Raw genomic sequence first — 25,334 nt, 5'->3', positions numbered from 1 at the left:
ACTGGTATTTACAACGAAGGCTGTATCAACGAAAAACACCTGGGTAATATATTGATCTGCAGAAACGCTTCTGTTTCCACAGGTTCCCCGTCAATATGCATCGGGGCCAGATCGGGATTGCGCAATTGTAGTTTTGCTGCCTGAAAATATTGAATGGTATTGGGAGCATCCTCGGCAGGCGGTTTCAGTTTACCGCTGTTGACCTGCTGAATGAGCGCAAACGGAAGGATGGCCTTATTCATTCTCGGTACCAGCACTATATCCAGCAGCCCATCATTAAGACTGGCCTTGGGCGCAATGGTGAACTGGTTTCCAAACTGGTTACTGTTGGCGATACTGATAAAAAAAGCGTCAGTCTGAATTACATGATCATTGACCACGATTTCGAAATGCCAGGTTCTGGCTGTAAAGTAATTCTTCAGCGATTGCTGGGTGTAAGTCAGGAGACCGCGGCCGGGTTGCTGTGCAAAATCGTGTGCAACCTTGGCGTCAAATCCTAAACCAACGAGCATACAGGCAAACCGGTCGTTGATCAGGTAGGCATCTGTTTTCCTCGCTTTACCGGTAAAAATGAGCTCGATCGCTTTTGGCGTGGATTTGGGAATATTAGCAGAATAAGCCAGCCCGTTTCCAGAGCCCAGCGGAATAATGCCAAAATGCACACCGGTGTGCCTTAAAGCATTGACCACCTGATTCACCGATCCATCACCACCGCAGATCACAACATCTGTGAAACCTTCTTCTTCAATGCGTGAGGCAACAAATGCATAGTCGCCGCTGGCAACCGTTGGTAATACAATGGCAGCTACCCCGTGTTTCAACGCTTCATCCAGCACAAGTTTTCTGAGATCAGTCTTGTTCCTTGTACCGCTGATAGGGTTGATCAGGAAGATAATTTTCCGGCTGTGGTTGTCGACACGCATTGTCGCAAAGCTAGCGCAATGAAACGATGTGCTGTCTATTATTCTGGTTTCAGGATAGCCAGCCAGCCACCGCCTTTTTTCAGGAAAATTTTAAGTTCTTCCCCTGCTGTCACTGTTTTTTCGGTACGCCTGTAATCTGCAGCATGTTGGTTGGCATTTATGCCGTCTTCAATAGCAGTCATGCGGTAATTACCCTTACCCAGGAAAGTAAGCGATACCGGTAATGTCCTTTCGTTCCAGTCAGTCATGGCACCGATATACCAGTTATTCCCTTTTTTACGTGCAATGGCAACATAGGATCCGGCTTCACCGGCGATTGCTATCGTTGTGTCCCATACCGTGGGTACCTGTGCAATCACGGAAGTGAAATCGGGTTCTTTCAGATAACTGGACGGATTATCAGCCAGCATCTGTAGTGGGGCTTCATAGATAACGTACATCGCAGCCTGGTGAGCCCTGGTACCCTGGCTCATCGGCTCAGTAAAAACAGAACGGAAATTGATCCGTGTGGCATTGCGCATAGCGCCCGGTGTGTAGTCCATAGGGCCTGCAGCCATTCTCGTGAAGGGAAGCGTCACGTCATGACGTGGGGTGATTTCGTCTCCCCATTTGTCATTTTCGAGGCCGCGTACACCTTCATAGTTGAGTACATTGGGGTATTTTCTGTTTAGTCCAACCGGTTTGAAGGCACCATGAAGATCCACCAGTAATTCCCTTTTTGCCGCTTCCGCAGCAACGCGTTCATAGTAATTGACCATGTATTGATCAGCCCTGGCCATAAAGTCTACCTTAACGCCTTTCACGCCCCAACGCGCAAACTGATCCAACACATTGGCCATGTCTTTATCCAGCGGATCCCAAAGCGCCCAGAGAATCAGGCTGACCCCTTTGCTTTTTCCATAGGCCACGAGTTCCGGAAGATCTATTTCCTTCCTGGACTGTAACAGGTTGGTGGTAGAAGCAGACCAGCCTTCATCCAGAACGATATATTCCAGTCCGTAGGCTGCCGCAAAGTCAATGAAGTATTTGTAAGTCGCGGTATTCAGACCGGCTTCGAAGTCCACTCCATAGATATTGTTCGCATTCCACCAGTCCCACGCTACTTTTCCCGGTTTGATCCAGGCCGTGCTGGTTATCACGGAGGGGCTGGCCAGTTTATACACAAGGTTATTTTCCAGCAGGCTATTGTCATCCGGGGCGATGGCAATACACCGCCATGGAAAGTTTCGGTTCCCGTTGGTTTTGGCAATATAGCTTGCCAGTTGGGTGATTTTGATCTGCCGGTCGCCGACCTGCTGTTGGCCAAGGATCACTTTGGGAAAAGTTGCTTCGAGTTTATTTCCGGAGGTGCCTTTCAGGAACAGGTTCGGATAGTCGTGTAAATCTGACTCGGTTACCAGCAGGCTTGGCCCGTGAGCAACTTTAACGAGGAAGGGCAGGGCTCCATGCTTTGAGCTGTCAAAAGCCGCCAGCACACTGTCTTTATAGAGTGATTCAAAATGTGACAGGAATTCTTTGTTGGTTTCCGTTGGCCAGAATACCCGGTGATTATCGGAAAAGTTGAAGTCAGCCTGTTCTGAACGCACTTCAATTGTACTTGCAGGAAGGCTGGTTTCGAACCGGTAAGCGACACCATCGTTATATGCGCGGATGACCAGGGTATAGTTGCCTTTCCACTGCAGGCGCAGTTCATTGAATACTTCCGGGATGATGCGGGTCTTCACGGGAACGGCAGCTTCAATGATGCCATTCACGCTGCGGGTGGTCGCTTTCACCAGTTTGGGATCCCTTCCCAGCACCTGTCCATCTCCCAGCGTCATGGAAAGGGTGGACGGGAGCAGTACTGGTTGCTGTTTATAGGATACCGACCACGAAAGGGTCTGGCCGGCCGAAAGGGTGATCACAATAGCGCCGTTAGGGGAATTCAGCTTCCAGTCTTTCGCTGAGGCATTTCCGCCGGCGATAAGGAGGAGAAGAAATAGAAAATATCGCATAATGGATGATGTATGATCAGATAACCTGGAACCCAAAAGCATAGGGATCGTCATCAGGGTCGATGCTGATGGTGTTGTAACCGAATATCCTTGCCCAGCCTTCAATGCCCGGCCGGATAGCGGGTTTTCCGGCCACTGTAGTCTCTTCTTCGATAGTGCCCGTAAAAGTTGATCCGATGATGCTTTCATGAATAAAGCGATCACCCTTTTTCAGCTTTCCTTTGGTATACCATTGCGCCATTCTGGCTGAAGTGCCGGTGCCACAGGGACTGCGGTCGATAGCTTTATCTCCGTAAAATACGGCATTCCTGGCAGTGGAGGCGGGGTTGATCACGGCACCCGTCCACAGGATATGGGAGCAGCCGTTGATGGTCTCGTCTTCGGGATGAACGAAACTGTATTTTTCATTGATCCGCTTTCTCAGTTCGCGGGCCCAGGCGATCAGCTTGTCGGCTGAATAGTGTTCCAGTCCCTTAAAGTTCTTCTGCACATCTACGATGGCATAAAAGTTCCCGCCATAGGAGACATCCACTACCAGTTCCCCTAGTTCCGGGCAGTCGACAGTCAGATCTGTTGCTGCGAGATAAGCCGGAACATTGGTGAGCTTTACCGATTTCACTTTTTTACCCTCCTGCACATAGCTGATGTTAACCAGTCCGGCGGGTGCTTCCATCCGGATAATGCCCGGCTGTTTTGGAACAATAAGGCCTTCTTCCACGGCAATGGTGATGGTTCCGATGGTGCCATGGCCGCACATGGGAAGGCAGCCGCTCGTTTCTATAAAGAGGACGGCGACATCGTTGACGGGGTCGTGCGGTGGATAAAGGATGGATCCGCTCATCATGTCATGGCCCCTCGGTTCGAACATGAGGCCTTTCCTGATCCAGTCGTACCGTTCGAGGAAGTGCTGCCGCTTTTCACTCATATTCCTGCCTTCCAGCACAGGACCGCCGCCAGCTACCAGCCTTACCGGGTTTCCACAGGTATGTGCATCTATACAAAAGAAACGCTTGTTCATGGGGATCGAAATTACTGGTTTCAACGTTGAACCAGTTAATTGGTATTGTTTGAATCTTTACAGATTTTATCCCGGATGGAAAGGGAAAATGCTGCCAGCGGATAAATGTATGGAATACAATAATCAATGCAATTGGACTTTTCGTGACGGTTAATATCCGGAAAGGAATAGCTAAATGGCATAAATAGGCCGGGGCAATTAAAAGGTAGGTTTGGTAGATTCCAAAACCACTGCATATGCTCACCAAACTGAAAAGAACAATCTTTCTCATTCCCGCCTTTCTGGCCTGTAGTGTGCTATACGCACAGACCAGTGTTCTGCGGGGAAAAATCCTGGACGCGAAGGGTAAACCTGTTTACGGGGCGTCAATCAAAGTAAAAGGAACGACTACCGGTGTGACGACTGCTGAAGATGGCAGTTTCAACATTCCCGTAACCGGTAATGACCAGCTGGAAGTATCTGCGATCGGATACCGTCAGCAGGAGTTTCCTTTGACCGGACAAACTGAAATCAGTATTACCCTTACACAGTCCAACGCACAACTGGAAGAAGTTGTGGTAACGGCGCTTGGCGTTAAGCGCGAAAAAAGAAATCTTACCTACAGTACCCAGGAGGTAAAGGGGGATGATCTGCTGAAGACCAAAGAACCAAATGTGGTCAACGCGCTGGCAGGTAAAGTTGCCGGTATGCAGATCACCAGTTCCTCCGGTACACCCGGAGCATCTTCAAGGATGGTCATAAGAGGCAATTCATCCATTTATGGCGACAACCAGGCACTGATCGTGGTGGACGGTGTTCCCATCAACAATGATGAAACCGGAAACCTTTATTCCGGTCCGGGTACCAATCGTCTCAGTGACATTGATCCTGCTACCATTGAAACCATCAACGTGTTAAAGGGTTCAGCAGCTACCGCGCTGTATGGTTCCGCGGGTTCCCGGGGGGTAGTGATGATCACCACCAAAACCGGCAGCACCAACCGTAAACCAACGCTTACCTTTTCACAGGACCTCTCCTTCGAAAAGCCGCTGGTACCTGAAGTGCAGACTACCTATGGCCAGGGAGACCGTGGCAATTTTTTTAATGGAGAAGACCAGAAGACCAGTGCCGTTTGGGGACCACGCATGGATACCCTGAAGATCAATGGTCAGCCGGCGCCAACATACGATCAGATGGACCTGTTCTTCCGTACGGGAGTAACTTCAAACAGTTCTGTTAGTGTCAACGGAGGCGGGGCGAATTCCAGCTATTATTTGTCCTATTCCTATTTTGATCAGAAAGGAACTGTTCCTGAAAGTGATTATAAGCGGCACTCGCTGTTCACCAAATTCACCAGCAGGATCACTGACAAGCTGACCAGCACGGTACAGGTTACCTATGCCGGTTCTGAAAGCAACAGACCACCTGAGGGGTATGTGCTCGAAAGCCCGGTATGGACAGTCTTCACCGCACCGGTTTCCTGGAACCCGCTGCCTTACCAGAACGACGACGGCACACAGCGGGTTTACCGGTTCTCCAGGAACAACCCTTACTGGGTGCTGGATCATATTAACAACAGCGCGAGGGTCAACCGCGTCATCCCGGTACTTACATTCAATTATACGCCCACCAACTGGCTGACCATTACAGAAAGATTCGGTGCGGATGTATATTCTGAACAGTCGAAATATGTGGAAGCGCCGAGTGATGTGCTGGCGACTACCGGGCGGATTATTGACCGCAACTATAATTTCAGGCAATTTAACAATGACCTCCTGGTTACAGCCCACAAAGATTTCGGCAATTTCAACACCAACCTGGTATTGGGTAGCAATATTTTCTCCAGCTACAACCAGACCTACCAGGGCGATGGCCGGGGTACGTCAATTGATGATTATGAGAATATGGCCAATGCGTCCACCATCAATTATTCCGAGTCAGAATACCAGACCCGCAAAGTTGGCTTCTATGCACAGGCAAACGTAGAATACAATCGTTTCCTCAATTTGTCGCTAACCGGCCGCTACGACGGAAGCTCTGTGCTGGCCAAGGATAAATCCTTTTATCCCTATGGTTCAGCTGCCGTTGCATTTGTGTTTTCTGAATTTTTAAATGAGCGCACAAGAAGCTGGGTTGACATGGCAAAGGTCCGCGCGTCTATCGCCTCAGTCGGTAATGACAATACCGTAGGGCCCTATTCCTTGCAAACGCCCTATGAAAAGGCGACCATCGGCACAATTTCTTTTCCCTATCAGGGACAAACTGGTTTCCTCATGAGCCAGACATTGGGAAATCCTTTTCTCAAGAACGAGAGAATTAATGAATACGAACTGGGCTTTGAAGGCCGGTTTTTCAAAAACAGGCTGGGTGTTGAAGTCTCTTACTTCAACAAGCAAACCAAATATGGACTGGTACAGGCAATTCCTGTTGCTCCATCCTCCGGTTTTGCATCTACCAACCTGAACTCTGCAGAAATGGAAAACAAAGGCTGGGAAGTGGTGCTGAATGCAACCCCTGTCCGCTCTGGAAAATTCAGCTGGGACCTCACGCTGAATTACAGCAGAATCCGGAACAAAGTACTTGAATTGTACCCGGGACTGCCACAAGCAGGCAATGGCTTTACCCAGGTAATCGTTGGTCAGCCTTATGGAGTGAAATGGGGAGGAACTTATGCCCGGACGGAAGATGGCAGGCTCCTGATTGACGACGGAGGTCTTCCTATTCGTGGTGCTGACGGTATTATCGGAAACATCACGCCAGACTGGATGGCGGGACTGAACAACAACTTCCGATACGGACCATTTTCTCTCAGTTTCTTCTTTGATCTGAAAATGGGTGGTGATATAGAAAATAACGTGGACGGATATGGCTATTTCTATGGTACACCAAAAGCAACTGAAGATCGCGGTGAGCGGGTTGTTGCAGGGGTAAGAGAATCCGACGGCAAAGAAAACACCACACCAGTTCAGGGGCAGGATTACTGGCGCCGGCTCAACAGTATTACAGAAGCGGTGATTCAGGATGGTACTTACCTCAAATTGCGGAACGTAAATATTAGTTACGAGATTCCCAAATCCCTGTTGTCAAAAACATGGATGAAAGCGGCAACCTTTACGGTATCAGGAAGAAATCTATGGATCTATTCTCCGCACTTTACGGGTGCCGATCCTGAAGTAAGCTCCTTTGGCTCCTCTAACGGATCCCAGGGAATTTATTCCTTCTCTACACCAACTTCCAGGTCAGTTAATTTCTCCCTGAGGATTTCTTTCTAATGCAACAAAATGGACAAATCATGAAAAAACAACTAATTATAATAGGAGCGGGACTGATACTGGCATCGGGTTGTAAAAAGTTCATCGATGTCAATAATGACCCCAACAGGCCAATCACTGTGAATGAATCGCAAATTCTGCCTGCGGTGGAAACAGCAATTTCACATTCCCTCTTCGCGGGGTATGACGCGATACTCGCGCAACACTACGTTCAGTCGGTGGCATTGAACCAGCCGGTACCCAATTCCGGCACCTACATGATGGTTAATTCCGAATCTGATGGCGATTGGACAAATGCCTATACTACTGTGATGAACAACCTGAATACGTTGATCAAACAGGCTGAAGGCAATGGCAATACAGCCTATGCCGGCATCAGTAAGATCCTGTTTGCTTATGCGCTGGGCACAGCTACTGATTTCTGGGGTGACGTACCTTTTTCAGAAGCATTGAAAGGGGCAGAGAATTTCGTGCCGATCTATGATAGCCAGGAAAGTATTTACAGTGCAGTGCAAACCTATCTTGACAATGGTATTGCTGATTTGCAGAATCCATCAGGAAAGGCGCCGGAATCAGATGATTTCTTTTACTCCGGTGATCTGGAAAAATGGGTGAAACTTGCTTACACGCTCAAGGCGAGATACTATATGCACCTGACCAAAGCGCCGGGCCATACTGCAGCTGAACAGGCCGGAAAAGCACTCGATGCATTGAGCAAGGGAATGACGGAAAATGCCGATGATCTCAAATTTAGCTACACGGGAGCTGCCGGACAGGAAAACCCCTGGTTCCTCACGTTCCTGCCGGGATCAACGCTTGTATTGTCTGAGCACCTCGTGGATGGATTGAAAGCAACTGATGATCCCCGGCTGCCGGTGATCGTTGCTCCTGCGCAATCAGACGGTGAATATCGTGGCCGTGCGATCGGTGATCCGGATCTGGGAAGCCTGGAATCCTATTCAATTGCCGCATCTTTTTATGGCGGCGCAGATTCCTATAACTATATCGTCACTTATTCCGAAGCGCTGTTCCTTAAAGCGGAGGCTACACTGATCCAGTCAGGTGCTGCAGCAGCGCAACCAGTATATAAGGATGCTATCCTCAGCAACATGACTAAACTCGGACTATCTGCCAACGCGGCTGATGTTACGGCATATCTCGCAGCACGCGGTTCATTGACGGAAGACAATGCCTTGCAGATGATCATGGAAGAAAAATCCGTCGCAGACATTTTCAACCTGGAAAACTGGGTCGACTGGCGGCGCACCGGATTTCCCGAATTAACGAAAGTGCCCAATGCGCTTTCTGATATTCCCCGGAGATTATTGTACCCTCAGTTAGAGATTATTTCCAACCCGCAACCACAACAGTCCGCTAAACTGACCGACCGCCTCTGGTGGGATACACCATAGTCAGCTTTGTTTATTTTCAGTTTGGTTTTGAAAACGACCCATCCCCGTGGTGGGTCGTTTATTCTTTGCAAAAAACAAATCCCCATATGTTCTTCGTTTTCCGCAACAGATGCAACCGGCTTATTACAGGTGCAGCACTGGCAGTTTTTCCACTGGTGACCTTCGCCCAGGTTGAAGTGGACAAAGAAATCAGTAAACAGGCAACTGAACTGACCAACCTCCTCGTGAATTACCAGGCCGACAAAGGAAGCCTTGACCGGTTCTATTTCCTGGAATCATCACCCGAGCGGATCAGAAGGATGCTGACCCTAACGGACGAGTACAGCCGTAAACTGGAGCAGTTCCCCTATTCAAAGCTTAGTCTGGAAGGCAAAGTAGATTATACCCTGTTCCGTCGCGACCTGGAGAATGCCCGGTATGCCTTGCAGCAGGATGAAAAAGCAGCTGCCACTGGAATGCAGCAACTGCCATTTGCAGCGGCCGTCTTTGAAGTGGAAAAAAAGCGCAGGCGGGGAGCTGTTCCGGCATCAGCACAGCTGGCAAAAGAAATGCAGGATTGGACGGCGCAGCTCAAAGCAAGACTTCAGGCACTGGAAACCGATAAGTCCATTGATCTGATGGCAGGTTATGCGGCGGAAAAGACTGCGCGGGACCTACAGGATGCGCTGAAGTCCGTGCATGAATTTTACAACGGATACGATCCCTCCTATACGTGGTGGATGGAAACCGCTTACAAGGGGGTTGACAGCCTGCTGAAAGTGTACGGCACAAAAGTGCTGGAGAAGGCCAGGAAAAATGCTTCCGGTGGTGACGACGGCAGCGGAATTGTCGGCCGTCCGATCGGGCATGATGAACTGGTACGACAACTGAAAACAGAATTCATTCCCTATACACCGGAAGACCTGGTGACCATTGCTGAAAAAGAATTCGCATGGTGCGACCAGGAAATGCTGAAAGCGAGCCGCGAGATGGGTTTTGGCGATGACTGGAAAAAGGCGATGGAGAAAGTGAAGAACACCTATGTTCCTGAAGGCCATCAGCCGGAAATGATCATGGACCTATACAACCAGAGCATCAATTTTCTGAAAAAGAACGACATGATCTCCATTCCGCCAGTTGCTGAAGAAACCTGGCGCATGATCATGATGACGCCCAAACGCCAGCTGGTCAATCCATTTTTCACAGGGGGCGAAGTGCTGAGCATATCTTATCCCACCAATACAATGGATGAAGCTGATAAACTGATGAGCATGCGCGGCAACAACCCGCATTTCTCAAGAGCAACGGTGCACCACGAACTGATTGCCGGTCACCATTTGCAGCAGTTCACCAGCCAGCGGAACCATGCCTACCGCAACTTTGATACGCCGTTCTGGACGGAGGGATGGGCACTTTACTGGGAAATTCTGCTGTGGGATAAGGGATTTCCCCGCGGCCCGGAAGACAAGGTGGGAATGTTGTTCTGGCGGATGCACCGCTGCGCGAGAATCATCTTCTCCCTCAATTATCATCTCGGCAAATGGACACCCCAGCAATGCATCGACTTCCTGGTAAACAGGGTGGGTCATGAAAAAGCCAATGCAGAAGGCGAAGTGCGCCGTTCTTTTGTTGGCGGTTATAGCCCCCTTTATCAGCTCGCTTATATGATTGGCGGATTACAATTCAACGCGCTGAGAAGTGAACTCGTCGGCAACGGAAAGATGACATTGAAGCAATTTAACGATGCCGTCATGGAAGAAAACGCGATGCCCGTGGAGATGATCCGTTGCATTCTTACGGATAAGGCGCCGGAAGCCAATTTTACCACGCACTGGAAATTTTATCCCGGAATAAAATGAAACACCTGAAATCCTTTCTGTTGCTGGCTGCCATAGCACCGGCCGTGACTTCTATTGCCCAAATGGCACCGGCAACTACTATGCCATTCTATCCTGAACGTGCTGAAATGATGAAGCGGTACGTGGCCGCGAGGCAACTGGACAGTCTTGCGAAGAACACCATCTTTAAAACCAGCGTCCGCGCCGTATGGTCACCCGATGGTAAATATTTCCTGTACCAGAACCTGCTGGCCGACAGTGTGATGGAATGTATTGGTGTGGATGTAGCGAAAGGGACTAAATACAAGCCGGTAGACCTGGAGCAGCTAACGGGCAAGCTGGGTAGGGAATACCAGCAGCAGCTGAATGCGACGAAATTACCGATCCGGATAAACCAATACGATCCGGCCAGAAAGATGATTGCGTTTACCTACCAGAAAGACCGATGGATTTACCGATTGGATAACAGTGAACTTACCAAAGATTCGTCTTCACCTGTGCCGCCGGATTACTCCCGCGGAAACGGTTGGACGGCGAGAAGCAGATGGATGGATTTTCAGACAGACAGTGTATCACCGGATAAGCAATGGGTGATCCGACAGGATGGCTACAGCGCGGAAATCTGTGCCATCGGCGATTCGACCAGGAAACCGTTCAGCTTCCGGGGTACACCCGATAATTATTATGGAAATCTGAGCTGGTCACCCGACGGCAAATATGTGGTAGGCTACCGTATCAAAGAAGTGGAAGACTCCATGATCTATTACGTGATCAAGGCAAAGCCCAATACTACCAGGGGACAATTGAAAAGCATTCACTACAAGCAACCCGGCGATCCCTTCACCACTTTTGAAATGTTTATCATCAGGCTCGATGGCTCTGCTCCAGCAAAGGTAAATACCGAAGTGATCGACTTTTTTGGCGCGCCTGCTTTGCACTGGGCTAAGCAAGACGGCACACGCTTTTTGTATGAGAAGGTAGACCGTGGTCATCAGCGGTTCCGCATAATTGAAGTTGATGCAACGTCAGGTAATACCCGGACTATTTACGATGAACGGGCTACGACTTTTCAATACGAGTCTCGCATTTACACAGCGTATCTCAATGATACTGATGAGATCCTGCTCAGTTCTGAGAAAGAAGGCTGGCGGCAGCTGTACCTGATTGATGCCAATACCGGGAAACTGAAAAACAAGATCACTACAGGTAACTGGCTCACCCGGGAAGTAGACAGCATTGATATGAAGAAGCGCCAGGTCTGGTTTCGGGGCTCCGGGAAGAATCCTGCAGAGGATCCCTACTATGTACATCATTACAGGATTGATTTTTCCGGAAAGAATCTTATTGAGTTGAATCCTGAACCCGGAACACACCAGGTACAATATGCGCCTGGTGGCAAATATTTCCTGGACACCAGGTCGGAGGTCAATGTGGCACCAGTAACGATCCTTCGTAATGCAGCAGACGGTAAAAAGCTGATGGATATTGAAACTGCAGATATCAGCCGATACCTGAAACTGGGTTTGCCTTTAACCGAATCCTTTCATGCGAAAGGGCGCGATGGTGTAACGGAGATCTGGGGCATCGTCTGCAGGCCTGCAGATTTTGATCCTTCAAGAACCTACCCGGTAATTGAAAATATATATGCCGGACCCCAGGACGCATTTGTGCCGAAATCCTTTGTGGGTTACGGGGAGATGCAAAGCATGGCCGCATTGGGATTTGTGGTGGTACAGATCGACGGAATGGGAACGGCCAACCGCTCAAAAGCCTTCCATGATGTTTGCTGGAAGAATCTTGCTGATGCGGGCTTTCCTGACAGGATCGCCTGGATAAAAACACTTGCAGCGAAATATTCCTGGGTAGATACCACCAGGGTTGGGCTCTATGGTACATCCGCCGGTGGCCAGAATGCGCTCGGTGGTTTGCTGTTCCATCCAGAATTTTATAAGGCTGCCGTGTCTGCCTGTGGTTGTCATGATAACCGGGTGGACAAACAATGGTGGAACGAGCAATGGATGGGTTATCCTGTGGGCAAACACTATGATGAACAGTCGAATATTTCCAATGCTGCAAAACTCCAGGGTGATCTCCTCCTCATCGTTGGGGATGAGGATGAAAATGTTCCGCCCGAATCTACCTACAGGGTAGCAGATGCCCTGATTAAAGCCGGTAAGCAATTTGATTTCCTTGCCATTCCAGGAATGGGACACAGCGACGGCGGCCCGTTCGGCAGAGTCTGCAAACGTGATTTCTTCGTGCAGTCCTTACTGAAAGTCATTCCCCCAAAACGCAACAGCAATGAGTTGTCAACTTATCAGGAGCGCTGATTCCAGTTGTATGAGTTAATAAGTGTGTATTAGACATTAATTTTTGTAAAGCATTTCCCGAAGGAGATAAATAGTTTTATTCCTTCGGGAAATCTGCCTTTTTATGCCATATAAAATGCGGGCAACTCGTAACCAAACCTGTCACCTTGTTCGCTAAAATCTAAATATTAATTTATGGGACTTACTGCTAAAGGCAGTAACCGGCGCCGGTTACTGATCCTGATGACATTGTATTGCTTAAGCTTTCTGTTTATGCAGACAGGCTTTGCACAAACCCCGGCTTCCACACATGTCGTTACCGGGAAAGTGAAGAATGCCGAAGGCAATCCTTTGCCCATGGTGACCATCACGGAAAGTGGCAAACAGAATGTTACCGTCACGGATGATGGCGGGAATTTTTCCATTAAGGTATCGGATGGTCAGTCCGTGCTGGTATTTACTGCCGTTGGTTTTGCCACGCTGGAGATACCAGTAAAAGGACAGACCAGTATCAATATCAAAATGGATCATGCTGTATCCAATCTCGATGACGTAGTCGTTATCGGGTATGGTAAGCAGAAGAAAAAGGAAGTAACCAGTGCAATTGCCAGCGTGAAGCGCGAAGATTTCACGCAGGGCTTTGCCCGAGACGCCGGCCAGCTGATCCAGGGCAAAGTTGCTGGTCTCGCTGTTGTGAACCCCAGTGGTGATCCCAATGCGACGACACAGATCTCGCTCCGCGGGAACGCAACCATGTTTGCTTCAACGGAACCCCTGGTTTTGGTAGATGGTATTCCCGGATACCTGAATACTGTCGCTCCGGAAGATATCGAATCAATTGACGTATTGAAGGATGGATCTGCCGCTGCCATTTACGGTACCAGGGGAACCAATGGTGTCATCCTGATTACCACCCGAAAGAAGTCCGGTGGTAGTGGAGCATCTATGATGTATGATGGCTATTTCAGCGTACAAACCATTGCCAGGAAGATGGAGTTTCTGACCGCCGATGATGCGCGTAAGCTGGTTGCCGACGGATTCTATGACCCCACACTTGACTACGATAAAGGAACATCAACCGACTGGCTGGATGTGATCACCCGAACACCGTTAAGCCAAAACCATAACCTTACGCTCCAGGGCGGAAATGCACAGACCAACTATGTAGCCAGCCTGAACTACCGCGACTGGCAGGGTCTTTTTCTTCGGTCTGATAACCGGCAATTCACGGGTCGCATTGATTTAAACCATTCCATGTTCAACAATAAACTCCGGTTCAACCTGAACGTGGTCAACAGGAACAGAAAATATTTTGCCGGGCCCAACTATGCGTATACCTATCGGCAGGCGATCATACGGAATCCGACCGATAGCGTTTATGACTATACCGGTAACTACAAGGAAGATCCCAATGGTTATAACTATGATAACCCGCTGCGTACCATCAAGGAAACAGATGGTGAATACCGCGTATCAGAATTGCGGTTGAATGGGAACGTTATTTTTTCGCCCATCCGTGACCTGAATATCAAACTGCTGGTGTCCGGAGTAAAAAGGAGTGAGTTGTCCGGTTATGCAGAGTCCTTTAATCATAAGGCATCGGTGGTGAACAGCCGTACGGGATATGCTTCCCGCAATACCAGCTTGTACCAGGATAACCTTTTAGAGTTCACTACAGATTATTCTAAAATCATTAATAAGAACCGTTTTACAGTTCTAGGTGGTTATAGCTACCAGGATGTAACCAGCGAAGGTTTCGGAGCCAGTAATTCCAATTTTCCCACCGACTTATATTCCTACAACAGATTACAGGCAGGCGATGCCCTGTTGCTACAAAACAGCAGCGCCTATGGTATGAATAGTTATAAATCCAACTCAAAACTCATCGGTTTCTTTGGCAGGATCAACTATGCATTCGATGAAAAATACTTGTTGATGGCGAGTCTGCGTTATGAAGGCTCTTCAAAATTTGGAGAGAACTACAAATGGGGAACCTTCCCGGCTGCGTCGGTTGGCTGGCGGATCAAGAAAGAAGATTTCATGCGTTCTGTCGATTTCGTCAGTGACCTGAAACTGCGGGTCGGTTACGGAGTTACCGGCACCGTACCGACAGATCCTTACCTCTCACTGATCTCATTGAACTATGACAATACGAGCCGCTTCCTTTACAATGGAACATGGATCCAGCCTATTTCGCCGGTACGTAACCCTAATCCCAATCTTCGTTGGGAAAAGAAGCAGGAATTTAATGTTGGTTTGGACTATGGGTTTTTTGGAAATCGTCTGAATGGTAGCATTGATTTCTACCAGCGTGACACAAAAGACATGTTATACGATTTCCCTGTACCAGTACCTCCGAACCTTAATGGTTTTACATTGGCTAATGCCGGTAGTATGCGCAACCGTGGCTTGGAGATCCTGATGAATTATGATGTGATCCGTACAAAGGATGTTGATTTCAAAATCAACGCTACCTATTCCAGCAACACGAATGAACTCCTGTCAATTTCTGCTGGTGAGTTTAAGACCGAACAGGATTTCTTCCCTGCGGGCTATACAGGTGAGCCTATCCAGGAAGCTACCCATATCGTAAAAGTGGGTGAACCGATCGGGAATTTTTATGGATATAAGTCCATCGACATTGATGAAAACGGTGAATGGATCATTGAAGATGCGGATGGTAAACCTAAAAAAATATCAGCCAACAGCCCGAATGATAAAAAGGTGCTTGGCAACGGTATCCCCAAACACAATGCGGGTGTTAACCTTTATGGCCGCTACAAACATTTTGACCTTTCCATCAATATGCGGGGCGCCTTTGGATACCAGATCCTGAACTTCCAGCGGATGTATTATGAGAATCCCAAGATTAAAAGCTATAACATGCTGAAATCTGCACTGGATGATGTATATGGAAAGGGAAGGTTGAACAGTGATCTCGCCTATGTTTCCTATTACATAGAGGATGGTGATCACTGGAAAATTGATAATGTTACCCTGGGTTATAATATTGATGTAACCGGCAGCAAGGTATTCAAGAGAGCCAGGGTTTATGCGTCTGCGTTAAATCTCCTGGTATTGACCGGCTATAAAGGCATCGACCCGGAAGTTAACCGAATCGGGCTTTCTCCCGGCAATGATGAACGTGATAAGTATCCTACCACGCGCACATTCACATTGGGAGTATCACTTGGATTTTAATCAAACAACTGAATCGTTATGACAAATCATAAAATACTAGGCATCGGAGCCCTCTTCATGAGTTCCTTGCTGGCCTTCAGTTCCTGTACCAAACTGGACGAGGAGGTTTATGACCAGGTACTGGAAACTTCGTACAAACCGACAGAAAAAGACATACCGTCTATTATAGGTCCGGCGTATACCATCATGCGCCCGATGTTCGCCGACTGGCAGGGAAATTTTGACCTGCAGGAAGAACCCGGCGATGCCATCATTACACCCACCCGCCCCAATGGCTGGTATGATGGCGGAACCTACTTCAGGATGCACAACCATGAGTGGGATGAAAAGGAATGGCAGCCCCAGAATCTTTGGATCAATTGTTACGTGGGTATCAATAACGTGAACCGGATCATTTACCAGGTGGAATCCGGCGCGGTGCCGATCACCAATGGAAAGGAAGAGTTGATGGCCGAGTTGAAAGTGCTGCGGGCATATTATTATTCACTCCTGTTAGACAACCATGGAAATGTTCCTGTGGTGGTGGACTGGCTGGATGTAGAACTACCAGTACAAAGTCCAAGGGCGGAAGTATATGCTTTCGTGGAAAAAGAACTTATGGACAATATGGACCTGCTAAAGGAGACGCCGGATAAGTCTACCTATGGCCGTTTCACCAAATGGGCCGCCAAGGCAGTGCTGGCAAGGCTTTACCTGAATGCTGAAGTGTATACCGGAACGGCCCAGTGGGAAAAATGCAGGCAACAATGCGAGGATATCATCAATAGCGGCAAGTATATCCTCGAGCCGAACTACAAGTCGAATTTCCTGACAACCAACGACAACTCAAAGGAGCAGATCCTCTCTGTTCCTTACGATGAGGTATTTGGTCAGGGGAACATTATCCATATGAAAACACTGGCTACTGCCCACCGGAACGTGTTGAATATGGCCGCCCAACCCTGGGGTGGTAACTGTGCAGTGCCGCAGTTCATCGATACCTACGATGAAGACGATATACGGTTGAAAGACACCTGGATCATGGGTCCTCAGTACAGTGCATCCACCGGTGCATTGATTCTTACCTACACAGAAAATGTGGATGGTATGGACCTGGCAGACTTCTTCCAGGGCTATCGTGTAGGTAAATACGAGATCAAAGTAGGTGCAAGGAACAGCATTAGCACGGACTATGTCCTGTTCCGTTACGCAGATATCCTGATGATGAAAGCTGAGGTTGAATTACGCACCGGCAATGCCGGCGAAGCAGCAACACTCGTGAGTCAGGTCCGTGCGCGGGCATTTGCGAGCACCAATCCAGCCAAGGCAACCGTTACGGCTGCCGACCTTCAGAAAGGCAGTGTATACAAATACGGGATCTGGCAGAACGGTGCTGTGATTGAGGCACAGGGAGGGGATGACATTCCGTTCGGCCGCTTCTTTGATGAGCTCGGCTGGGAGTTCGCCTGCGAAGGACACCGCCGCGACGACATGATCCGTTTCGGAGTGTTCGCAAGGAAAAAATGGTTCAACCACCGGCCCAATGCCGACGGGAAGACTAAGATCCTGTTCCCGATTCCGCAGGACGAAATGAATAAAAACTCCAAACTGGTGCAGAATCCTGATTATCAGTAAATGAATGATAATGAATGCAAAAAGCCGGCACCGCCGGCTTTTTGCATTCCTGCAGGAGATGATATCTTTTAATAATAAAATCTTCGTTGGCAAAAGCAGTTAAAATCCGTAAACAATGAATTAATCGGCACCAAGCACGAGGTTGCGCCTTTCAATACATTTGCTTCATAAACTTCAACAAATACGTCTATGCATAGCATTAACTGGAGCGGTGTTTTTCCTGCCTTACTGACACCCTTTGACAGCAACGATAAGGTGGACTTTGCCATGTATAAAACCAATCTCGATGCACAGATCAGTGCCGGCGTGGATGGTATTATTATCGGTGGATCCCTGGGAGAAGCAAGCACCCTGCTCAACCAGGAGAAAAAGGAACTGCTGATCTATTCAAAAGAACTGGTGCCTTCCGGATTTCCGGTTCTGGTTAATATCGCAGAACAAAGCACGGCAGATGCCGTGGCACTTGCCCGGGAAGCCGAGGCGAATGGCGCTGACGGATTAATGCTACTGCCTCCCATGCGGTACAAATCCTCCGATGAGGAAACTGTAGCCTTCTTTAAAGCAGTGGCTGACAGCACCTCGCTGCCCATCATGATCTACAATAACCCGGTGGACTATAAAATCGAAGTAACGCTGGATATGTTTGAATCGCTGGCTGACCGGCCGAATATCCAGGCTGTAAAGGAGTCTACCCGCGACACCGTGAATATCACCCGGATGATCAACCGTTTTGGAGATCGTTTCAAGATCCTTACCGGTGTGGATCCCCTGGCGCTGGAAAGCCTTGTGCTGGGAGCTGATGGCTGGGTGGCAGGCCTGGTGGACGCCTTCCCCCGTGAAACTGTTGCTATTTTCCGCCTCGTAAAAGCAGGTCGTATTGACGAGGCCGTGCGCATCTACCGCTGGTTCATGCCTTTATTGGAGCTGGATATTCACCCTAAACTGGTTCAGTACATCAAGCTGGCAGCAGTGGCTACCGGCATCGGAAGCGAAACAGTTCGCACACCGCGACTGCCGCTCACAGGAGCAGAAAGGACCAGCGTGTTGAAAACTATCAATGATGCACTCGCCGTTCGCCCCGAACTTCCCGATTATTTCCAGATCAAAACAAATGCAGATGTTGCGTGGACTTAGTGTAATAGGATTCGAAACGGGTGCAGAACAACAGGAGAAATTATTTGCTTTCAGTACCATATTGGGGAAACCGCTTCCGGAGGCTTTTTCAGTAGCTTCCAAGGAAGAGATCAATCAGGCCTTATTGCTCGCAGAAGCGGCGTTTCCGGTTTTCAGCGCACTGCCTGGTACCCGTCGGGCAGAATTCCTGGAAGCTATTGCCGAAAATATCGCAGCACTGGGAGACGACCTTATCCAGCGCGCACACCTGGAATCAGGCCTCCCGCTGCCGAGACTTTCGGGCGAACGGGATCGTACTGTTAACCAGCTCAAACTATTTGCAGCTGTCCTTCGCGAGGGATCATGGGTGGAAGCCGTGATCGATACTGCGCTACCCGACCGCCAGCCATTACCCCGGGCCGACCTGCGCAAGATGCTGGTTCCGCTGGGCCCCGTTGCTGTATTTGCTGCCAGCAATTTCCCTTTTGCCTTTTCAACGGCCGGAGGTGATACCGCTGCTGCACTCGCAAGTGGTTGCCCCGTTATCCTGAAAGCGCATTCTTCCCATCTCGGCACCAACGAACTGATTGCCGGGGCTATCCAGAAAGCTGCCATTGCAACAGGCATGCCTGAGGGTGTTTTTTCTGCGTTGAATGGCGAAGGCGCTGCCCTCGGTCAGCAACTGGCCCGGCACGCGTCGATCAAGGCCATCGGTTTCACAGGATCCTACCGGGCCGGAATGTCTCTTTTCCGGACCGCCAGCAATGACCGGGCAACCCCGATTCCTGTTTATGCAGAAATGAGCAGTATCAACCCGGTAATGTTACTCCCGGAAACACTGAAACAAAACGGCACGGCGATAGCCAAACAGCTCGCTGGATCAATTACCCTGGGCGTTGGACAGTTCTGTACCAACCCAGGCTTGATATTGTTGCTGAAGGACGAAACCTCACAACAGTTTATTACAGCACTGACAGCAGCGCTGGAAGCAGTACCTCCGGCGACAATGCTGAATAAAGGCATTTGTGCCGCTTATTACCAGGCAAAGAAAAAGACAGGTAGTATTGCCGGCGTCAAAATATTGATTGAAAAACCAGATGAGGGCGATGCATTTAAAGGAAGTGCCGCCCTGTTGCAGGTGGATGCTGCTGATTTCATAAAACAGCCGGAACTCCAGGAAGAGATTTTCGGACCGGCATCGCTGGTCATTCTCTGCGACGATCATTCCGCAATGGAAGCCGCCCTTGCTTCCCTGCACGGACAGCTTACCGGCTCCCTTTACGGAACTGATGGTGATTTGCAGGAGTTTGCTCCGGCAATGGCCCTGTTATCGTCAAAAGTCGGCAGGCTGATCTACAATAATGTACCGACGGGTGTGGAAGTGTGTCACGCGATGGTACATGGTGGTCCTTTCCCCGCGACCACAGATGGCAGAAGCACTTCAGTCGGGGCCGATGCGATCAAAAGATTCGTTCGCCCGGTCTGCCTGCAGGATTGCCCGGCGACATTGCTGCCTGCTGCGCTGCAGGACAGTAACCCGCTGAATATTATGCGGAAATTAAATGGCCAGTATACCCGGGAATCTCCCGCAAAGTAAAAGATGAAAGCAGTAGTAGTTGGCGGCGGTATTATCGGATTGAGCAGTGCCTATTTTCTGAAAGAAGCAGGATGGGACGTGGTGGTCGTTGACCGGTCTGATCTGTCAGACAATTGCTCTTATGGCAATCTCGGCATGATCGTACCAAGCCATTTTGTTCCCCTTGCAGCACCGGGAATGGTGACGCAGGGTATCCGCTGGATGTTCAATTCCAAAAGCCCTTTTTACGTACGCCCGTCATTGAGCAGTACCCTGATTCAATGGGGGTTAAAATTCATGCGTTCCGCCACCGCAGCGCATGTGGAAGCGTCGGCTGTTCCGCTGCGCGACCTGAATGTGCTCAGCAAAAAGCTTTACGAAGCCATGGCGGCAAAACCGGAGTTCGCATTTGCCCTGGAGAAAAAGGGTATCATGATGTACTTCAGAGATGAAAAAGTAGCGGAAGAAGAAATTCACCTCGCAGAAAAAGCACGGTCGCTGGGACTCGATGTGGCAGCACTCAGTGCAGGTGAAGCCCGGCAGATAGAAACCGGCACAAGGCTGGATGTACTGGGTGCAGTGCATTACCGTTGCGATGCCCATCTCTACCCGAACCTGTTGATGCCGCAACTGGTTAAATTTTTGAAAGGCGCGGGTGTACAGTTCATCACCAATGCTCCCGTGCTTTCTGTTAACCGCCAGAAGAACCAGGTGCGCTCAATAGTTGCCGGTAATCAGACGATCGATGGGGACGTTTTTGTTTTCGCCGCCGGATCATGGCTGCCGGAACTCGGCCGCAGGGCAGGATTGCAGTTGTCTGTTTTACCCGGTAAAGGCTATTCCTTTACCCTGCAGCAACCGGAAACAACCTTGCAGGTACCAGCCATCCTTTGTGAAGCGCGTGTTGCGATCACTCCCATGGATGGTAAAATGAGGTATGGCGGTACCATGGAATTGGGCGCAATAAATGATAAGATCAATATGCGCCGGGTGCAGGGCATCGTGGAATCTGTACCGGACTATTTCCCCGATATCAAACTGCAAATGCCCAAACAGGAAGATATCTGGTTTGGCTACCGGCCCTGTACACCTGATGGACTCCCCCTGATCGGTTATACAAAAACGGTAGACAACCTGATCGTTGCCGGCGGCCATGCCATGATGGGCCTCAGTCTTGGCCCGGCGACAGGTAAACTTGTTGCGGAAATGGCAGGAGGAGTTCCACTTACCGTCAATGCAACAGCGTTCAGGCCTGACCGTTTCTAGGTAGAATGGCCAGACATTGTTGGCAAAATTGCTGCCTAATAAGCCTGTAATCAACAAATTGTAAGGATTTTTGCAGAATACTTGCTGCAGTTCAGGTTACATGTATATTTGAAGGATGCAGGAAACAAGAATTCACAATTGCTTGCAACCTTGTGAATTTGTTTCTCGTCATTTTAACATCTTATTCTATTAACCTGAACAAATGCTTAAGAATTGGAAGAACCTCTTCGTCAAGGATGAAGGCGAAGAAGGTACTAACCGGCAAACCGAATCCGACAAATCATTTTCCTTCCCTGTAGACAACTATGCAGCAAACAAGCATGAATCTCTGAATGCTGCTGCTCCTCCCCAGGCAAATGACGCTGATTTCCGCGAAGTGTTAAGCGTATATGAAAACGGACTGGACAGTATCAATATGCCTGGTTACGATTTCTATGAATTTTACATGGCCATTTCATCCACCGGTTTGCATAATGAACAGGCTTACCGCATGGCTTACCAGATGGCCCGGTCTATGGACAAAACGATCAGCAGCACCAAGTTCCTGAACGACGCCGATTTCTACATCAGCAAGATCAATGAAGTGCACGGTGAATATGTTCGGCAGGGTCAGCAGAAGCTGCAGACAATACAACAACAGAATGCATCCGAGAAAAGCCAGCTCAACAACGAAATAGAATCCGGCATCAGCAGGATTAACCAGCTGAAAGCGGAACTACAGAAAATTGAGACGGATATTGCCAACAAGCGCACCCTGCTTTCGCGAATCGACGAAGGCAGCCTTCCCCAGGAAAAGGCAATCAGGGAAAAGCTTCAGGCCAATGACCAGGCACATCGTGTGAGCATCAATAAACTTAATGCTGTAAAAGACAGCATCCGACAGTTCATCAGAGAATAATTTCCAAATCAAATACAATGTCAGTAGAAAGCAACAAAGTGCTTGAACTTCCCATATTCAAGCATTTTGAAAAAAATGATATCACCCTGAATCCGAAGAACTGGAGAAAGGGAGAAAAAGGGATTGCAGTAGTAGTAGGATTGGTCTTGCTGGGCACCATCGCCTGGGGCCTGTACCAGTATATCCTGCCCATCGTATTTACCTGGGTGGGACAGGTATTGGGTGCAATCGCCGCTGCCGTTCTGGTGATTGCATTTTTCCTGCTGCTTCCTGCTATTATCAAAGGCCTTAAAGCACTTTCACGCACACTCCAGAAAGCCCTGATCAAATACGATCCCTTCGGTGAACTGGAAGCGCAAAAAGAGAAAATGCAGGAGAACCGGACCCAGTTCAAACAGGCCAAGGCAAAAATCAAGGCCATCAAATCGAACATGGAATCGGAATCCGTTAAAGCCGAAAAAGAGTCAAAAGAATACCAGGAAAAAGTATTGTCCCTGCAATCCAAAGCAGAAGGGTTGAAATCCAGGATGACCAATATGGAGCAAACCATGGGCGCGGCTGCGAAAGATTCCGATGATTATGTGGAATTGCAAACCAACCTGATGAAAACACTGAGCGAAGCGCAGCGCGTCAGCCATATGCTGAATCAGAGCACCGGTCTGATCAGGAAATATGGTAGCCGTGCTCACGTAATCGGTAAACTCGACCGCAAGCTGAATATGGTGGATACTGCAATGGAGATCAAAATTGCCGATTTTGACGTGAGCGTCGACATGTTGAAGAAGGAGTATGCCTTCGCAGAAGCTGCCAGAACTGCAACAGAAGAAGCGAAATCAGCAATGCTGTTCACCAAGGGCTGGGAGCTGGAATACGCGCTCGATGTGGTGACCAATACCATAGCCCTTGACCTCGCTACCACCCAGGAGAACCTGCTGGATCTGGACTCCCTTACCAGCCAGTACTCTATGGATAGCGATGAACTTTATTCAAAACTCGACAAGCTAGCCGACCAGATCAAAACGGACAACTATATCGTACCCGAGTCAAAAAAATACAGCAACCCCAATTACAAACTCACACCGGAAGATAAAATCGAAAGCAAAGGCTTCGGTGATATTTTCAATTAATACCTACAATTATGAAATGGTCTCAACTTACCTTTTTTTCCAAAGCCCTCATCACGCTGATCGTTGCAGGTGCAGTCGGAGGATTGGTATATGCACTGTCGCCCGGTCTCAGGGTCGACGAAGCAAAGAAGCTGGACAAAATTGAAGTCAGCGACAAAGACGTAAACAACGTATCCACTGTTGCAGAGATTGCGCTTCCAGAAGAAACACTGTCAACAGCCGTAAGCAATAAACCGCTTGTGCGGATTGCGGGATATGCGTGGAATGCCCAGAGCGGTATTATCGTGGCCAACGGTGGTCCTAAAACCACCAAAGGTTCTATGATGGAAAAGAACGGCCTGAATGTGGAGATTATCCGGCAGGACTGGCTCAGCGAATTGCGCAATCAGCAAATGAAATTCATTGAGTCTTATGATCAGGGCAATAGCTTTCCCAAAGATGGTGTTGCCGGTATCATGATCATGGGCGATGGCGTTCCTTTCTATATCAGCTCCGCCCAGCAGGCACTCGACGACAAATACGGTGCAGGAAAGTATCAACTGCAGGTAATTGGAGCCGTTGGCCTTAGTTATGGTGAGGACAAGCTCATCGGGCCTCCCAGCTGGAAGATGAATCCGCAGTCCATGAAAGGATCGCTTGTTTCCGCGGTGATTGGAGACGGCGACTGGGTGACTACCGTAAACTATGCAGCGGCAAATGGTCTTAAGATCAACCCCGATCCGTCAACCTATGATGCAGAAGCAGTAAACTTTATCGCCTCCGCCAACGATGACTATATCGAATCTGCGAAAGAACTGATTAAGTCACAGAAAGAAGGTTGGACGGTATCGCTGAAAGAGGTGAAGAACGGAAAACTGACGGGTAAGTCCATCAACAAGAAAGTAGATGGTTGCGCTACCTGGACACCGGGCGATAAAATGGTTTTCGATGCCCTCACCGGGTTTACCGATGTAGTTTCTACCAAAGAGTTTAACAACCAGATGGCGACCTCCATCATCGTATTGAAACAATGGGCAGAACAGAACAAGGAAACAGTAATTAACTTACTGAAATCATCCTATGCAGCTTCTAACCAGATGAAGTTGTATGACTCCTGGAGGCATCGCGCTTCCGAGTCGACAGCGAAATCTTTTGCCATGGAAACTCCTTCATACTGGTATGACATGTTCAAGGGCCAAAGCGGCGAAAAGAGTGGTATCTCCTTCAATATGGGTGGTTCACGGGTGTTCAACCAGGCTGATGCCAACCAGTATTATGGTATAACAGATGGAACCAACCGCTATAAGGCTGTATATGACCAGGTTTCCAAATATCTGAAAGACCTTAACCCGGCGGGCTTTAATCAGAATGTGAAAAAGATCGTTCCTTACGAAGAGGCCGTTAACCTGAGCTTTCTGAAGCAGGTTGGCGAGATCGACAAAGGCGAAGCTTACACGGCCGACTATACCAAAAAGGCGACCAGTGTTATGGCCAGCGGTGAATGGAGAATCAATTTTGATCCGGGAAGAGCCACGATCCGGCCTGAAGGAAAAGATGTTCTGGAGCAGATCTATAACCTCCTGATCCAGGCGGAAGATTCCAAGCTCGAAATGGTGGGTCATACCGACAACACCGGAACTGCTGATGGCAACTACGCCCTGTCGAACGCACGCGCGGAGTCAGTTAAGAATTTCCTGGTGGAGAAAGGTATTCCTGCCAGCCGTTTTCAGAAAATTGAGGGTAAGGGTCAGGACGAGCCGGTGGGCGATAACAATACTGCTGCCGGTAAAGCGCAGAACAGGAGAGTAGTGATAACCCTGCTTAAATAAAATACTA

15 protein-coding genes are annotated in these 25,334 nt (G+C 48.9%); 12 read left to right on the top strand and 3 right to left on the bottom strand.

Annotated features, from left to right (window positions below; genetic code table 11):
• Positions 1-8 precede the first annotated feature (8 nt).
• From FPE01S_RS05875 to FPE01S_RS05865, 3 genes are read right to left on the bottom strand one after another with little or no spacing between them, the layout of a single operon-like run.
• Positions 9-923, bottom strand: coding sequence for a diacylglycerol/lipid kinase family protein (locus FPE01S_RS05875; protein WP_046367879.1), 915 nt, complete (start codon positions 921-923; stop codon positions 9-11).
• A 38-nt stretch (positions 924-961) separates the two neighbouring features.
• A complete protein-coding gene (locus FPE01S_RS05870) occupies positions 962-2,917 on the bottom strand; it encodes a glycoside hydrolase family 97 protein (protein ID WP_046367878.1) in 1,956 nt (651 codons plus the stop codon).
• A gap of 16 nt (positions 2,918-2,933) precedes the next feature.
• Positions 2,934-3,935 (bottom strand): 4-hydroxyproline epimerase, encoded by a 1,002-nt coding sequence (locus FPE01S_RS05865; protein ID WP_046367877.1) that lies wholly within the window; start codon positions 3,933-3,935, stop codon positions 2,934-2,936.
• Positions 3,936-4,171: 236 nt separating this feature from the next.
• On the opposite strand from FPE01S_RS05865, the gene FPE01S_RS05860 reads away from it, so the two are divergent.
• The 12 genes from FPE01S_RS05860 to FPE01S_RS24655 all read left to right on the top strand — a co-directional run bounded on the left by FPE01S_RS05860 (position 4,172) and on the right by FPE01S_RS24655 (position 25,327).
• Entirely contained in the window at positions 4,172-7,186 is a 3,015-nt protein-coding gene (locus tag FPE01S_RS05860) for a SusC/RagA family TonB-linked outer membrane protein (RefSeq protein ID WP_245623948.1), read from the top strand.
• A 20-nt stretch (positions 7,187-7,206) separates the two neighbouring features.
• The gene (locus FPE01S_RS05855; RefSeq protein ID WP_046368698.1) at positions 7,207-8,598 is read left to right on the top strand and encodes a SusD/RagB family nutrient-binding outer membrane lipoprotein; all 1,392 of its coding nucleotides are present in this window, start codon (positions 7,207-7,209) and stop codon (positions 8,596-8,598) included.
• 86 nt (positions 8,599-8,684) lie between these two features.
• Positions 8,685-10,436 (top strand): DUF885 family protein, encoded by a 1,752-nt coding sequence (locus FPE01S_RS05850; protein ID WP_083990140.1) that lies wholly within the window; start codon positions 8,685-8,687, stop codon positions 10,434-10,436.
• A complete protein-coding gene (locus FPE01S_RS05845; protein ID WP_046367876.1) occupies positions 10,433-12,745 on the top strand; it encodes a S9 family peptidase in 2,313 nt (770 codons plus the stop codon). The genes FPE01S_RS05850 and FPE01S_RS05845 overlap by 4 nt, the downstream gene beginning before the upstream one ends.
• Before the next feature lie 174 nt (positions 12,746-12,919).
• Positions 12,920-15,925 (top strand): SusC/RagA family TonB-linked outer membrane protein, encoded by a 3,006-nt coding sequence (locus FPE01S_RS05840; protein ID WP_052955537.1) that lies wholly within the window; start codon positions 12,920-12,922, stop codon positions 15,923-15,925.
• 18 nt (positions 15,926-15,943) lie between these two features.
• Positions 15,944-17,539 (top strand): RagB/SusD family nutrient uptake outer membrane protein, encoded by a 1,596-nt coding sequence (locus tag FPE01S_RS05835; protein ID WP_052955536.1) that lies wholly within the window; start codon positions 15,944-15,946, stop codon positions 17,537-17,539.
• A gap of 189 nt (positions 17,540-17,728) precedes the next feature.
• A complete protein-coding gene (locus FPE01S_RS05830; protein WP_046367874.1) occupies positions 17,729-18,673 on the top strand; it encodes a dihydrodipicolinate synthase family protein in 945 nt (314 codons plus the stop codon).
• Complete coding sequence (locus FPE01S_RS05825; RefSeq protein ID WP_046367873.1) at positions 18,657-20,249, top strand: aldehyde dehydrogenase (NADP(+)); 1,593 nt, start codon at positions 18,657-18,659, stop codon at positions 20,247-20,249. Before FPE01S_RS05830 ends, FPE01S_RS05825 begins: the two co-directional genes overlap by 17 nt.
• 3 nt (positions 20,250-20,252) lie before the next feature.
• A complete protein-coding gene (locus FPE01S_RS05820; RefSeq protein ID WP_046367872.1) occupies positions 20,253-21,494 on the top strand; it encodes an NAD(P)/FAD-dependent oxidoreductase in 1,242 nt (413 codons plus the stop codon).
• Positions 21,495-21,696: 202 nt separating this feature from the next.
• A complete protein-coding gene (locus FPE01S_RS05815) occupies positions 21,697-22,392 on the top strand; it encodes a hypothetical protein (protein WP_046367871.1) in 696 nt (231 codons plus the stop codon).
• 17 nt (positions 22,393-22,409) lie between these two features.
• Entirely contained in the window at positions 22,410-23,519 is a 1,110-nt protein-coding gene (locus FPE01S_RS05810) for a coiled-coil domain-containing protein (protein ID WP_046367870.1), read from the top strand.
• 11 nt (positions 23,520-23,530) lie between these two features.
• Positions 23,531-25,327 (top strand): OmpA family protein, encoded by a 1,797-nt coding sequence (locus tag FPE01S_RS24655; protein ID WP_052955535.1) that lies wholly within the window; start codon positions 23,531-23,533, stop codon positions 25,325-25,327.
• Positions 25,328-25,334 lie beyond the last annotated feature (7 nt).

The organism is Flavihumibacter petaseus NBRC 106054, assembly GCF_000974785.1.
Classification (GTDB): Bacteria; Bacteroidota; Bacteroidia; order Chitinophagales; family Chitinophagaceae; genus Flavihumibacter; species Flavihumibacter petaseus.
This window is presented reverse-complemented; position numbering and strand designations above follow the sequence as displayed.